The 14,131-nt window shown below is 61.2% G+C and carries 15 protein-coding genes; 9 read left to right on the top strand and 6 right to left on the bottom strand.

The window, feature by feature from the left end; genetic code table 11:
- Positions 1–64 precede the first annotated feature (64 nt).
- Positions 65–1,192, top strand: coding sequence for a DNA-processing protein DprA (gene dprA / locus THALAR_RS00545; RefSeq protein WP_083483368.1), 1,128 nt, complete (start codon positions 65–67; stop codon positions 1,190–1,192).
- Here the strand turns inward: dprA and THALAR_RS00540 are convergent.
- The 4 genes from THALAR_RS00540 to THALAR_RS00525 form a co-directional block, all read right to left on the bottom strand.
- Positions 1,189–2,016 carry a DMT family transporter gene (locus THALAR_RS00540; protein WP_021099499.1) on the bottom strand — a complete coding sequence of 276 codons (828 nt, stop codon included), beginning with the start codon at positions 2,014–2,016 and terminating at the stop codon, positions 1,189–1,191. The genes dprA and THALAR_RS00540 overlap by 4 nt on opposite strands.
- Before the next feature lie 207 nt (positions 2,017–2,223).
- Complete coding sequence (gene groL / locus THALAR_RS00535) at positions 2,224–3,864, bottom strand: chaperonin GroEL (protein ID WP_040817408.1); 1,641 nt, start codon at positions 3,862–3,864, stop codon at positions 2,224–2,226.
- Between the two features lie 68 nt (positions 3,865–3,932).
- Complete coding sequence (gene groES / locus THALAR_RS00530) at positions 3,933–4,220, bottom strand: co-chaperone GroES (RefSeq protein WP_021099497.1); 288 nt, start codon at positions 4,218–4,220, stop codon at positions 3,933–3,935.
- 150 nt (positions 4,221–4,370) lie between these two features.
- Positions 4,371–5,039: a DUF2161 domain-containing phosphodiesterase gene (locus THALAR_RS00525; protein ID WP_021099496.1), complete on the bottom strand. Its 669-nt coding sequence runs from the start codon at positions 5,037–5,039 to the stop codon at positions 4,371–4,373.
- 109 nt (positions 5,040–5,148) lie between these two features.
- On the opposite strand from THALAR_RS00525, the gene THALAR_RS00520 reads away from it, so the two are divergent.
- The 7 genes from THALAR_RS00520 (at position 5,149) to THALAR_RS00490 (ending at position 11,587) form a co-directional block, all read left to right on the top strand.
- Positions 5,149–6,618, top strand: coding sequence for a hypothetical protein (locus tag THALAR_RS00520; protein ID WP_021099495.1), 1,470 nt, complete (start codon positions 5,149–5,151; stop codon positions 6,616–6,618).
- Between the two features lie 88 nt (positions 6,619–6,706).
- Positions 6,707–7,624 carry a manganese-dependent inorganic pyrophosphatase gene (locus THALAR_RS00515; protein ID WP_021099494.1) on the top strand — a complete coding sequence of 306 codons (918 nt, stop codon included), beginning with the start codon at positions 6,707–6,709 and terminating at the stop codon, positions 7,622–7,624.
- Positions 7,625–7,683: 59 nt separating this feature from the next.
- On the top strand, positions 7,684–8,556 hold the full coding sequence (locus THALAR_RS00510; RefSeq protein ID WP_021099493.1) for a TIGR01459 family HAD-type hydrolase: 873 nt from the start codon (positions 7,684–7,686) through the stop codon (positions 8,554–8,556).
- An 82-nt stretch (positions 8,557–8,638) separates the two neighbouring features.
- Positions 8,639–9,097: a MaoC family dehydratase gene (locus THALAR_RS00505; protein ID WP_021099492.1), complete on the top strand. Its 459-nt coding sequence runs from the start codon at positions 8,639–8,641 to the stop codon at positions 9,095–9,097.
- A gap of 39 nt (positions 9,098–9,136) precedes the next feature.
- Positions 9,137–10,069 carry a bifunctional riboflavin kinase/FAD synthetase gene (locus THALAR_RS00500; protein ID WP_021099491.1) on the top strand — a complete coding sequence of 311 codons (933 nt, stop codon included), beginning with the start codon at positions 9,137–9,139 and terminating at the stop codon, positions 10,067–10,069.
- Positions 10,066–10,530: a YcgN family cysteine cluster protein gene (locus THALAR_RS00495; RefSeq protein WP_021099490.1), complete on the top strand. Its 465-nt coding sequence runs from the start codon at positions 10,066–10,068 to the stop codon at positions 10,528–10,530. Before THALAR_RS00500 ends, THALAR_RS00495 begins: the two co-directional genes overlap by 4 nt.
- A 4-nt stretch (positions 10,531–10,534) precedes the next feature.
- A complete protein-coding gene (locus THALAR_RS00490; RefSeq protein WP_021099489.1) occupies positions 10,535–11,587 on the top strand; it encodes a threonine aldolase family protein in 1,053 nt (350 codons plus the stop codon).
- On the opposite strand, the gene THALAR_RS00485 is transcribed toward THALAR_RS00490, so the two are convergent.
- Together THALAR_RS00485 and THALAR_RS00480 are read right to left on the bottom strand one after the other, a co-directional pair.
- Positions 11,584–12,315 carry an alpha/beta fold hydrolase gene (locus THALAR_RS00485; protein WP_021099488.1) on the bottom strand — a complete coding sequence of 244 codons (732 nt, stop codon included), beginning with the start codon at positions 12,313–12,315 and terminating at the stop codon, positions 11,584–11,586. The genes THALAR_RS00490 and THALAR_RS00485 overlap by 4 nt on opposite strands.
- Positions 12,316–12,912, bottom strand: coding sequence for a 2-hydroxychromene-2-carboxylate isomerase (locus tag THALAR_RS00480; protein ID WP_021099487.1), 597 nt, complete (start codon positions 12,910–12,912; stop codon positions 12,316–12,318). It lies immediately after the preceding gene.
- 117 nt (positions 12,913–13,029) lie between these two features.
- Between THALAR_RS00480 and THALAR_RS00475 the strand changes: the two genes are divergently transcribed.
- Entirely contained in the window at positions 13,030–14,046 is a 1,017-nt protein-coding gene (locus THALAR_RS00475; protein WP_021099486.1) for a ribose-phosphate pyrophosphokinase, read from the top strand.
- Positions 14,047–14,131 lie beyond the last annotated feature (85 nt).

Here is a 14,131-nt window from a genome sequence, read left to right as displayed (position 1 = left end):
CTGTATTCACCTTCCTTTAACTCCGACGGGTCAGATTGAGGTCACTGATTAGACGGAGCGAAGAATGGCCAGCGACCTGCTGTCTACCCCACCCCCCCTCGCACCCCCAAGACTACAGGGCGATACGGTCTCTTGGCTTCGTCTGATCAGGTCTCACCGTGTCGGTGTCAGCACGTTTTTCCGTCTCATGGACGAACATGGCAGCGCGGAAGCTGCGCTTGAGGCGCTTCCGGGCATCGCCTCGGCTGCGGGGGTTGCCCGCTACACCCCTTGCACGCTGGAGGCCGCGCAACATGAGCTGGCGCGCGGCGAACAGCTTGGCGCGACCTTGCTGCTCCATGGCACTCCCGACTACCCGCAAGCCCTGATGGATATCGACGACGCCCCGCCATTGCTCTGGGCGATGGGGAATATTTCGCTCGCGAACCGTGCCTCCATCGCGATGGTCGGTGCACGTAACGCTTCGTCGCTTGGCACACGGATGGCACATGGTCTGGCAAATGATCTGGGTAACGCCGGCTACATGATCACTTCGGGTCTTGCGCGCGGCGTTGATACCGCCGCGCATATCGCCGCCCTGCCCCACGGCACGGTTGCGGTGGTCGCAGGCGGGCTGGACGTCGTCTACCCGCGCGAGAACGCGAAACTGCATGACGACATTGCCAAACGCGGCCTCATCCTGTCCGAACGCCCCTTGGGGCTGCAACCGCAGGCTCGCGACTTCCCGCGCCGCAACCGCATCATTTCAGGCCTGTCCCGCGCCGTCGTGGTTGTCGAGGCCGCCGCGAAATCCGGCAGCCTCATTACCGCTCGCAATGCGCTGGATCAGGGGCGTGACGTCATGGCTGTACCCGGTCACCCGCTGGATCCCCGCGCTGCGGGCTGCAACATGCTGATCCGCGACGGGGCGGCTTTGGTGCGCTCACCTCAGGACGTGCTTGCCAGTATCGGTGCGCCGCAACCTCCACTTTTGCCGGAACGCGCCGCTCTTCCCGCCAGACCGCCGGTGCATCCACATGGCCCTGCGCACGCGCAGATTCTAGGACTGCTTGGCCCGACACCTATGGCAGAGGATCAGCTGCTGCGCGATCTGAAGGTGGATGCCGGAACGCTGGCCCCGCATCTCACGATGCTGGAGCTTGAGGGCAAGATCGAACGGCAGCCCGGCGGGCTGCTGACCCGCCTAATCTAGCCCGTCCGTCGCAACGCCAGAGCGACGCCGCCCAGCACCAACACGCTTGCCAACACGAAGCGGATAGTCAGGTCCTCGCCCAGAAAAACCATGCCCCCTGCAAGCGCAATGACGGGGACCGTCAATTGCGCAATTGCGGCCGTGGTCGTGGGCAGTTGCGGCAGCACGCGATACCAAAGTGCGTAACCCAGCGCCGACGTGATCGCGCCTGATAATACCGCCGCGGCTAAGCCTGTCGGCGTCCCTGTCGGCACCCCGGTGACGAACATTAGCACCGCGAGCGCGATTGCGGCATAGCGGAAGTTGCGCTCCGTATGCTGTAGAGGGGCCGCCGCTCCGCGTCCGATCAGGGTGTATACCCCCCAGCCGAGACCAGCCGCTGCCATCAGCGCAGCTCCCGAAGCATCCGGAGGCTTCCCGCCAACAGGCCAGAGCAACGCAGCCAAACCCGCGAAGGCCACGGCACAGCCCACGTAGCGCAGGACGGGAATACGCTCCCGCGCGACAACGGCAGCACTGAACATAGTGATCTGAACGACACCGAACAGGATCAGTGCCCCCACACCGGCATCAAGCGTGACATAGGCCAGCGAGAAGCCAAGCATGTAGACAAGCAGAGACACTGTGCCCGCAGCCGTGCCTTTGACCGTTGCGGGGGAGCGCCGCGCCCATGTCAAGGCAAGCAGCATTAGCGCGCCGGACCAAACCCGCACCATGGCGAAGTCCAAAGGCTCCATCCCGCCATGGGACACGCCCAGCTTGTTCAGGACAGAATTGGCGGCAAAGGCCAGCATGGTCGCGGCGGTGAGAAGAAACAAGCGCATGCGGGACGCTTAGGCCGATCAGGAAAAAATGGAAACTCACGAAACGGAAAAGGGCCGCCCAGTCGGGCGGGCCTTGATTGTTTGTGACGGTTTGGCTCTCGGCAGATCTTGCCGTAGCAAAATCGCCTTACCCTTGCGTGACAAAGGCCCCCACGAGGGAGGCCTTTGCACTGACGGATTCCGTCCTTTTGCCAGTGGCAAAAGGTCTTACATCATGCCGCCCATGCCGCCCATGTCGGGCATGCCGCCGCCGCCAGCACCTTCTTTGGAGGGCTTGTCGGCAACCATGGCTTCCGTGGTGATCAGCAGCGAAGCGACAGATGCCGCGTCTTGCAGAGCAGTCCGAACCACTTTGGCAGGGTCGATCACACCGAACTTGAACATGTCGCCATATTCTTCGGTCTGAGCGTTGAAGCCGAAAGTGGGGTCATCGGATTCGCGGATCTTGCCAGCTACGACAGCGCCGTCGACGCCAGCGTTCTCTGCGATCTGACGCAGAGGAGCCTCGATGGCCTTGCGCACGATGTTGATGCCGACGTTCTGGTCGTTGTTGTCGCCCTTGAGCCCTTCGAGCTTCTTGGACGCCTGAACCAGCGCAACACCACCACCCACAACGATGCCTTCTTGAACGGCTGCGCGGGTTGCGTTCAGCGCGTCGTCGACACGGTCTTTACGCTCTTTCACTTCGACTTCGGTCATGCCGCCGACGCGGATAACGGCAACACCGCCTGCCAGTTTGGCAACGCGTTCCTGCAGCTTCTCACGGTCGTAGTCGGAGGTAGTCTCTTCGATCTGCTGACGGATCTGGGACACGCGTGCCTCAATCTCGGCTTTCTCGCCCGCGCCATCAACGATGGTGGTCTCGTCCTTGGTGATCTGGATCTTCTTGGCGGTGCCAAGCATGTCCATGGTCACGGACTCAAGCTTCATGCCGAGATCTTCGGAGATCACCTGACCGCCGGTCAGGATCGCGATGTCTTGCAGCATGGCTTTACGGCGGTCGCCGAAACCAGGTGCCTTGACAGCCGCGATTTTCAGGCCGCCGCGCAGCTTGTTCACAACCAGAGTTGCAAGGGCTTCGCCCTCGACATCTTCCGCGATGATCAGCAGGGGTTTGCCGGACTGAATGACAGTCTCCAACAGCGGAACCATCGGCTGCAGCGACGAGAGCTTCTTCTCGTGCAGCAGGATCAGGCAGTCTTCCAGCTCGGTGGTCATTTTCTCGGGGTTGGTCACGAAGTAAGGCGACAGGTAGCCGCGGTCGAACTGCATGCCTTCGACAACATCGGTTTCTGTTTCCAGACCTTTGTTTTCCTCGACGGTGATGACACCCTCGTTGCCGACTTTCTGCATCGCGTCAGCGATTTGACGGCCGATTTCGACTTCGCCGTTGGCAGAGATGGTGCCGACTTGCGCAACTTCGTCGCTGTCATTGACCGGGCGGGAAGCCGCTTTGATCGCTTCGACGACTTTGGTCGTCGCCAAATCGATGCCGCGCTTCAGGTCCATGGGGTTCATGCCAGCAGCAACCGACTTCATGCCTTCGCGAACGATGGCTTGAGCCAGAACCGTAGCGGTCGTGGTGCCGTCACCGGCTTCGTCATTGGTACGCGAGGCCACTTCTTTGACCATTTGTGCGCCCATGTTTTCGAACTTGTCTTCCAGCTCGATCTCTTTGGCGACCGTCACACCGTCCTTGGTGATACGCGGAGCGCCGAAGCTCTTGTCGATAACGACGTTACGGCCTTTGGGGCCGAGGGTAACTTTCACCGCGTCAGCCAGAATGTTGACGCCTTTCAGCATCCTGTTCCGGGCGTCGGTGTCGAATTTGACATCTTTAGCAGCCATTTTCATGTGCTCCTTATAATTTCAGTTGTTGGGAAAGCGTAAAGGCGGGCTTCATCCCGCCAGACAGATCAGGACAGGATGCCCAGAATGTCGCTTTCTTTCATGATCAGCAGTTCTTTGCCGTCGATGGTGACTTCCGTGCCGGACCATTTGCCGAACAGGATCTTGTCGCCTTCCTTGACGTCCATCTCGATCCGGTCGCCATCGTCATCCTTCGCGCCGGCGCCAACGGCGACCACAAGGCCTTCCGCAGGTTTCTCTTTTGCGCTGTCGGGGATGATCAGCCCGCCTTTGGTTTTCTCGTCACCTTCAACACGTTCTACGAGAACGCGGTCGTGCAGCGGTTTCAATGCCATCTTGTTGGTGCTCCTTAGCTCCAAAGTTGTTCCCATGACCCCGTTTCGCGGGGTCGTTAGCACTCAACCGATGTGAGTGCTAACGATGGATAGCTAAGGAGCGCTGCGAAGCGAGTCAACCACTACTTGCGGCAATTTTTTGCGGAAAGTTCAAACAAGCAGATCGCCGTAATCAGAAAGCCCCTTCCGGCCCTCGGCGGACAGTGTGTAGACGCCCTTGCTGACCTTTTCAAACCAACCATAGTGATTGTCGCGCATCAGCCGCGTGGCGGTCGGCACCTCGGCCCAGCCCGCCACCTTCGCACCCTTGGACGGGCCATGCACCGCAAGAAACCGCGCGCAGCGCAGGGCGTCCTGACGGTAAGCGGTAATGATCCCGTGGCGTGTTGCACCGCCGTCATTCGGGTCACCCACCCGACGGGCAAACTCCTTGAGCAACTGCCCCTTGCGCTTCTTCGACTTTCGGGGCGCATAGGGTGCGGGGTCCGTATGGACCTCCACCAGCTTGTCAGACAACCGGACGGTGATCAGCCCCAGCCCCAGCCTGCGGCAAAGCTTGGTGTTTTCCTTCAGTGCCTTCTGGAACGGCTTTCCGGTCTTGCGCGGCACGGCGATATAGACGTCATCGGTCACCGACAGTCGCGCGACCCCTTGGTGAAACAGGCTTAGCGAGAACGCGGTCTTCAACTCGACGATCACCGGATCGCCCCCGTCGCGCACCGCCACGACGTCACAGGCCCCGATCTCGCCTTTGACCTCGTAGCCCTGCCGCTGGAGAAAGGCCTTAACAGGGCCGTAGAGTTCCGTCTCTTTCGTCATGGCGCGACGCTACACGGGGCAACAAGGTTTTGCCAAGCACCCGACGGATGGTATAACGTCGGGACAACAAGAGCAGACCAAAAGAGCCCCAAATCAGGAGCCACCCGACATGCTGACCGCCCCCCTTGCGGCCCATATGGCCTGCGACGCGGCGAAATTCGATTTCGCCCGCACCTTTCGCGGACAATTCACCCTGAGCCGCTCCTCCGGTCTGGTGATCGACGGATACCGCGTGACCGAGATGGGGGACGGCTGGCGTCTGCACCATTGCAGCTCCATCCCCTATGCCCGCCTCGAGCATGACAACGGTGATCCCGCCGGACTGGTGCTGGGCATTGCGGTGGATGACGCGGGACAACTGGTAACGGATGGCTACACGCTCGGCGCGAGTTTCGAGAAATTCGTGACGGATGCCGCCGGTCGCTATGTGGCGTTTGACGCGCAAGGCGCGGTCTACGCCGACCCGTCAGGCTCGATGGGCGTAGTGTTTGACGCGCAAACCCGCACCGTTGCCTCGACGCCGCTGATGTGTGTCAACCGCCCACTGATCGACACACCCCGCTTCGATCCCGGGGCGATACAGGCGGGTCAGGGCACTTATGCGCTTGGATATACCCGCGACGCCCATGTGCGCGGGGTGATGCCGAACCACCGGCTTGATCTGGCGACATTCACGCTTTCACGGTTCTGGCCGCTGGCCGATGCCCAGTTCGCCATAGAGAACCCGGAGCAAACAGTCGCCGCCATGGGCCAACGCCTGAGCGATGTTATCGGCGCTATCGCCAAGGGCCACACAACCTTGCTGCCCCTGACAGGCGGGCGGGATAGCCGTAACCTTGCCGCTGCGGCCAAGCCGCACCTGTCGAATGTCACGCAAAGCTTCACCCTCGTGTCCAACTGGCAGGGCCAGATCGACGCCGAACTGGGTGAGCAGATTGCGAAGACACTTGGGATCGACCATGTCACCTACGCCTCCTATTTCGGCGATGCGAGAAACCGCAAGACCCCCGGCAAGCTTGCCTGCCGCCGGATAAAGCGGTCCTTCAGACTGGCGACGGGATATGTCGGCGACCCCAATAACGATGTGATGGACGGGCTGGCGCGGAAGGTGCCCAAAGGGGTGGTCCTGCGTGGCAACGTGATGGAGTTGTTCAAGGCGAACCACTGGAAGCGCGGGCTGGCCCATGACGCCGCGCACCCTGACGGCCACGATGCCGACTATGCGACCGAGCGGTTGGCGATCCTGCCTGCAGGCGGCGAGAAAACCGTGGCGACGTTCAAGCCCGACTATCTGGCGTGGAAAACCACCTTGCCCGAGGCCGCGCAGGCGCTGGCCTATGACTTCGCCTTCATTGAGAGCCTGCTGCCGGGGTGGCAGCCGAAATTCTACGGCTACACCCGCAACTTTCTGGTGAATCCGTTCAACGATCGCGCCCTGATCGAAGGGTGCCTGCGCCTGCCGGTGGCGGAGCGTCAGGCGAATGTCTACAACGACGCCTTGCTGGCGCATCTCGCCCCGGAGTTGAAGGATATCCCGTTCCTGCCCGAGGTGAAGCTGGCCCGCGCCACCGCAGCATAATTCGCCGCATCGCAGCTGACGTGACAAGGCAATCTCTGCCTCCTATAAGGCGCGCAAAGACCACCTCCATCGCAAGGACGCTTCTTCAATGACCACTTTCGTTTTCGGCCACAAATCCCCTGACACCGACAGCACCGGCTCGCCGTTGATCTGGGAATGGTATCTCAACCACACCGGCGGAAACGCCACCGCCAAGCTGCTGGGCGAGCCCAACACCGAGGCCGCGTTCGTACTTGAACGCTGGAGCCTGCCGAAGCCGGAAATCATCGACAACGTGGCCGACGGGCAACCTTGCGTAATCGTCGACACCAACAACCCCGCCGAATTGCCCGACAACATCAACAGCGCGGATGTGCGTGCGATCATCGACCACCACCGGCTGGTCGGCGGGCTGCAAACCGCAGCCGCCATCGACATCAACATTCGCCCCCTGGCCTGCACCGCGACCATCATGCACGACCTGATGGGAGAAACCGCCGCAGAAATGCCCGAGGCTATCAAGGGCGCTATGCTGTCCTGCATCCTGTCCGACACTCTCGAGTTCCGCTCCCCCACCACCACCGACACGGACCGCGTCCTCGCCGAAAAACTGGCGGGCGAGCTGGGCGTGGATATTGCGGACTATGCGGCCGAAATGTTCGCGGCAAAATCCGACGTGTCGGCGTTCTCGGCGGCGGAGTTGCTGCGGATGGACAGCAAGGAATACGAAGTGGACGGCGTGAAGTTCCGCGTCTCGGTGCTGGAGACGACCAGCCCCAAAATGGTGCTCGACCGCAAGGCCGAACTCATGGAAGCCATGCCCACCGTCGCCGGTGAGGACAAGGTGAACGAGGTTTTGCTGTTCGTCGTCGACATCCTCAACGAGGAAGCCACGATGCTGATCCCCAACGATCTGTCCAAGCGCGTGGCGGAACAATCCTTCGGCGCAAACGTTTCAGGTGACAGCGTCGTGCTGCCCGGCATTATGAGCCGCAAAAAGCAGATCATTCCTTCCCTGAAGGTCTGATCCATGGCGGGCGGGCGTCCACGCAGCGCCCGCCGCCACACCCTAACCCAGAGGCCCCCATGACCCAGATCATCACCAACCTGTCCGAGATTTCCGACCGCTATGACGCGCTGTTCGTGGACCTGTGGGGGTGCATCCACAACGGGCTGGAGCCTTTCGCAGACGCAGTGACCGCGATGCAGGAGTATCGCGGCAAGGGCGGGAAGGTGGTTTTTGTCACCAACGCGCCGCGCCACCGCGGGTCTGTGGCCAAGCAGCTCGACAAGATCGGTGTGGCAGACGACAGCTGGGACGTGATCGCCACCTCCGGCGACAGCGCGCGGTTTGCGATGTTCAACGGGGCGGTCGGCTCGAAGGTCTATTTCATCGGCCAGCCGCACGACCAGACCTTCTTCGACCCGCTGGAAATCGTGGAAGACCCCGTCGCCATCGAGCAGGTTCCGCTGGAAGAGGCCGAAGGCATCGTCTGCTGCGGCCCGTTCGACCCGCAGGCCGACCCTGCCGTCATGCGACCGGAATTCCTTTACGCCAAGCAGAAGGGGCTGAAGCTGCTCTGCGCCAACCCCGATATCGTGGTGGATCGCGGTGATACCCGTGAATGGTGCGCTGGTGCTTTGGCCGCACTCTATACCGAAATGGGCGGCCAGAGCCTTTATTTCGGCAAGCCTCACCCCCCTATTTACGACCTTGCCCGCCGCAGGCTGGCTGCCTTGGGCAAATCCGTCCCGGACGACCGCATCCTGTGCATCGGCGATGGCGTGTTAACGGATATTCGTGGCGCGATGGGCGAGGATATTGATTCCCTGTTCATCTCTGGCGGTCTTGCCGCCGCCGAGACCAAAACGTCGCAGCAACCCGACGCAGACGCGCTGGAGGCCTATCTGGCAAAGGAAATGGTGTCACCGACCTACACGATCGGCTTCCTGCGCTAGGACAAAAAGTCTGGACTTTTCTGCGCCTGCAAAGTAATTATCTTTCAAACCTGTCAGTTCTCTTGTTTGAAAGTTACGCGCCATGCTCGACGTTCATCGCACAGACAACCTTCCCCGCGGCACCATCTGCATCGAGGATATTGAAATCGGCATGAAGCGGCATCTGCGCAAGCAGGTCACCGACCGCGACATCGAGTTGTTCGCCGAAATTTCAACGGACCACAATCCGGTGCATCTGGATGACGACTACGCGCAGGACACCATCTTCGAGGGCCGCATCGCCCACGGGATGCTGACCGCCGGACTGATTTCCGCCGTCATTGGCGAGCAACTGCCCGGCCACGGCACGGTTTATCTGGGCCAGTCGCTGAAGTTTCTTGCCCCCGTGCGCCCCGGCGACATGGTCATGGCCGAGGTTGAAGTGACCGAGATCGACCACGCCAAACGCCGCGTGACCATGCACACGCGCTGCGAAGTGGACGGCAAGAACGTCCTAAAGGGCGAGGCCGTGGTCCTGGCCCCCTCACGCAAGTTCGACTAACGCTTGCACCCCTGCCGCACGGCGTTTACCTCGGACGCCATGAGGATTATCCGAGACTACCAGTTTGTCAGACCCGAAGACCGTGGTGCGACCGCAGCCATCGGCAATTTCGACGGCGTCCATATCGGGCATCGCGCGGTGATCGACATGGCGCGCGAAGCCGTGCCTGACGCGCCGCTCGGCATTGTCACCTTCGAGCCGCATCCGCGCGAGTTCTTCGCCAAGGATGCCCCCCCGTTTCGCCTGATGAACGCAGAGGCCAAGGCACACCGGCTTGAGAAGCTGGGGGTCGAACGGCTCTACCAGCTGAATTTCAACACCAACCTGTCCAGCCTGACCGCCGAGGAATTCGCCCGCGATGTGATCGCCAAGGGACTTGGGCTGACCCATGTGGTCGTCGGTGCCGATTTCTGCTTTGGTAAGGGTCGCGCAGGCAACGCTGACATGCTGGCGGAGTTCGGGGCGAAACACGGCTTTGGCGTCACCATCGCCGATCTGGTCACGCAAGACACCGCGCGCATATCTTCGACCAATATCCGCACCGCTCTGTCCGAAGGTCGCCCCCGCGATGCCGCCGAAATGCTAAGTCACTGGCACCGCATCGAGGGTGAAGTCATCCAAGGCGCACAAAGGGGCCGCGAATTGGGCTACCCCACCGCAAACATGTCCATCGACGGGCTGCACCCGCCAAAATTCGGCGTCTACGCCGTGCTGGTCGACGTGCTGACCGGCCCGCATAAGGGCAGCTATCACGGCGCGGCCTCTATCGGCGTGCGCCCGATGTTTGGCATCAATACGCCAAATTGCGAGAGTTTCCTGTTCGACTTCAAAGGCGACATCTACGGTGAAACCTTGTCCGTCGCGCTTGTGGACTATCTGCGGGGGGAGTTGAAATTCGACAGCGTCGACGATCTTGTCACTCAGATGGACGCCGATTGCGCCCGGGCACGTAGCATTCTGGCGGCGCTATGAAAGACCCGATCCAGCGCGACGGCCTGCGCCACAAGTTCTGGGAGAAAGTCCCGCTAAAGAACATGGCGCCCAAGGAATGGGAGGCGCTTTGCGATGGCTGCGGGCGCTGCTGTCTGAACAAGCTCGAAGACGAAGACACGATGGAAATCGCGTTTACCCGCATCGCCTGCCGTCTGCTGGACGGCGAGACCTGTCGCTGCGCGCAATATGACATCCGCAAGCAGTTCGTGCCCGACTGCGTGGTCCTGACCCCGAAGAATATCGACGAAATCGGCTATTGGATGCCGCCCACCTGCGCCTACCGGCTGCTCCATGAGGGCAAGGCGCTGTATGACTGGCACCCGCTGATCTCCGGCACCGCGCAGAGCGTCCATGACGCCGGTATTTCCGTGCAAGGCTGGACGGTGCCGGAATTCGAGGTACCGGAGGACGAGTGGGAAAACTATATCATCGAGGACTAACCCCATGAATTTCGCCTCCGACAATGCAGGCCCGATGCATCCGAGCGTGCTGGACGCCATCGTAAAAGCGAATGCGGGCTACGAGATGCCCTATGGCAACGACACGATCATGCCGCGTGTCCGCGATCTGATCCGCACCAAGTTTGAAGCACCCGAGGCCACGGTTTATCTGGTCGCCACGGGCACTGCCGCCAACGCGCTGGCTTTGGCCACCTATACAAACCCGTGGGAGACGATCTTTGCCCACCGCGTCGCCCATGTCGAAGAGGACGAATGCGGCTCACCAGAGTTTTACACAAATGGCGCGAAACTGACCTTGGTCGAGGGCGCGGGTGCCAAAATGGACCCCGATGCGCTACGACAGGCGATCAAAGGCACCGGCCAGAAAGACGTGCATAGCGTCCAGCGCGGGCCGGTGACGATCACGCAGGCCACCGAGGTCGGCACGATCTACACATTGGAGGAAATTGCGCGGCTCACCGCAATTGCGAAGGAGTACGGCCTCAAAACCCATCTCGATGGCGCCCGCTTTGCCAACGCTTGCGCCGCGCTCGGCTGCTCCGCTGCTGAAATGACGTGGAAGGCGGGCATCGACATGGTGTCCTTCGGAGGCACTAAAAACGGCTGCGCGGGCGTCGAGGCGGTGATCTTCTTCGAGCCGGAGAAAGCATGGGAGTTTGAGCTGCGCCGCAAACGCGGTGCGCATCTGTTCTCCAAGCACCGCTACCTGTCCGCCCAGATGGAGGCTTATCTGACAGGCAACCTGTGGCTGGAGCTTGGTGCAAAGGCCAACGCCAATTGCGCGCGGCTGGTTGAAGGGCTCGAAACCGTCGCAGGTGCCGTAATTCCCGACACGCCCGAGGCCAACATGGTCTTCGCGCACCTGCCGCGTGCCGCCCATCGCCGCGCGATGGATGCCGGGGCGCAGTATTATCTCTTCCCATCCGACGCCCCACTTGACGGCCCTGACGGCGAATTGATCCGCTGTCGCATGGTCTGCGACTGGTCGAAATCCGCCGCAGAAATTGACCAGCTTACAGCCCTTCTGCGCGGCTAGGCCATAAACCCAGCAATATGCGCCGCCAGTTGCGGGCCATGGGTGACGGGGATCATGTGGCCAGCATCGTCGATTTGGACGCTGGTGCAATTCTCGAAACGGTTCTCCAACCCGCGCACGATTTCAGGCATCACGGGGTCGGACTTCCCACCGGTGACGATTAAAACGGGACATGTCACGTCCGGCAATCGCGGCCAGATGCGCCCTGTGTCCTTTTCCAGACCGTCAGCGGTAACGGCTATCAGGGGCATACGCGCGGCAATGGCGTCGCGGGCGTCTTCAGGCATTTTTGCCCAGCCGCCTTTCACACCCCAGTCTGCTAAAAACAGCTCTGCGGCGCGCATGTTGTCGCCCGCTGCAATGGCGTCCAGAACAGGCACTGCCCGCGTGGCATAGTCGGCGAACAGCTCTGGCGCGGCCTGTTTGGCCGCGTAGAAGAACACCGGCTCCACCAGCGTCAGGCTGCGCAAGAGTTCAGGTCGTTCGACAGCCAGCCGCAGCGCAACGGTTGCCCCGTAAGAATGGCCGATCAGGTGCAGGGGTGCGTCGAATGCGGCTTCAGCCATGCGAAACGCCTGCGTCTGATAATCGCCGCCGTCCCAGTCAACGGCGGCCCCATGTCCGGGCAGGTCCATCGTTGCGCAGTCCAAATCCGGAAATTCCGCGATCACCGACCGCCATACCCGCCTGTCGGCGAGCATGCCGTGCAAAAGCAGCGCGTCAGGCATCTAGAGTTTGCCCGCCAGATGCAGGTCCAGATCCTCGATCCGGTCCTGCCCCCAGAAGCGCTCGTCGCTATCGGTGATATAGGTCGGCGCACCGAATACACCGGCCAGCACCGCGTCTTCCAAATTGCGCCCGTATTGCTCCGCCCCTGCCAGCAGCCCCTTATCGGCCAGCGCGGGATCAAAACCGCAACTCTCCAGCACCTCGCGCACGACGCCATCATCGGCAATGTCGCGATCCTCGGCCCAACAGGCGCGGGTAAACGCATGAACCAGAGCACCGACATCGCCCCCTGCCGATTGCGCGGCGATAATCGCGTAGGAAGATGGCGCAGGGTTCGCAGGCCAAAACGCAGGTTTCAGGTTGATCGGCAGGTCCAGTTTCTTGGCTGTCCTGCGCAACTCCTGCAACCGCCATTCCTGCCGGTTTGGGTGCCGTTGCGGTGGCGGTGTGCCGCCCGTGCGGGCAAACAGCGCCATGATGTCGAGCGGCTTGTAGGTGATCGTCGCACCATGCTTGGCAGCCACATCCTCCAGTCGCGTGCCTGCCATGTAGGTGTAGGGAGACAGCGTCGCGAAATAGTAATCTATATGTGGCATTTGGACATCCTCTCGGGGTTAAACCTTTGCGCGAATCCTAGTCGGGTGTTACGGGGTGCGCAACGCGGGCCGGTTGGGGAACACAGGTCCGTGATAGATGCCAAACGGGGACTGCATATGCCAATCAACACCGATCCGAAACTCATCGCGGGTAACTCGAACAAGCCGCTGGCCAATGCTATCGCCAGGCGCATGTCGATGCATCGCGGTCAGGCGGTCAAGCCGGTAGACACGCGGGTGGAGCGGTTCAACGATGGCGAGATTTTCGTGGAGGTGTTCGAGAACGTGCGCGGCGAGGATATGTTTATTATCCAGAGCACGTCGAACCCGGCCAATGACAACCTGATGGAACTCCTGATCATGACCGACGCGCTGCGCCGCTCGTCGGCCGCGCGCATCACCGCCGTGATCCCCTATTTCGGCTACGCGCGCCAGGACCGCCGCACCAAGGCCCGCACACCGATTTCCGCGAAACTGGTCGCCAACCTGATTGCGGAGGCGGGCGTGGAGCGTGTCCTGACAATGGACCTGCACGCCGCACAGATTCAGGGCTTCTTCGATCTGCCGGTGGACAACCTCTACGCGTCACCGATCTTCGCGCTAGATATCCTGCACCACTTCAAGGACATGGAAGACGTCATGGTCGTCTCACCCGATGTAGGCGGCGTGGCTCGCGCCCGCGAACTGGCGCAGCGCATCAAGGCCCCCCTGTCGATCGTCGACAAGCGCCGCGAAAAGGCGGGCGAAGTGGCTGAAATGACCGTCATCGGGGACGTCAAAGGCAAGCGGTGCATTATCGTGGACGATATTTGCGACACCGCCGGCACCCTTTGCAAAGCCGCCGAGGTCCTCATGGCTGCGGGCGCGACAGAGGTGCACAGCTACATCACCCATGGCGTCCTCTCCGGTCCTGCGGTCGAACGCATCACCAATTCAGTGATGAAAAGCCTGGTGATCACCGACAGCATCGAGCCCACCAAAGAGGTCAAGGCTTGCAAAAACATCCGCATCGTGCCGACCGCCCCGATGTTCGCTCAGGCGATCCTGAACATCTCCGGCGGCATGTCCGTCTCCTCGCTGTTCGATAATGAGACGTTGGAGCCGATCTACGAAAGCCTCTACCCAAGCAACTGACCCATCATTGCTTCACAAATACCTTGGGGGTTTGGGGGCGAAGCCCCCCATCAAATAATAATGGGCCGCAGGCACAATTGGGTCA

The sequence above is a fragment of the Litoreibacter arenae DSM 19593 genome, from assembly GCF_000442275.2.
GTDB classification, from domain to species: Bacteria; Pseudomonadota; Alphaproteobacteria; order Rhodobacterales; family Rhodobacteraceae; genus Litoreibacter; species Litoreibacter arenae.
The sequence above is the reverse complement of the archived record's forward strand: the minus strand, read 5'-3'. Positions and strand labels throughout refer to the sequence as shown.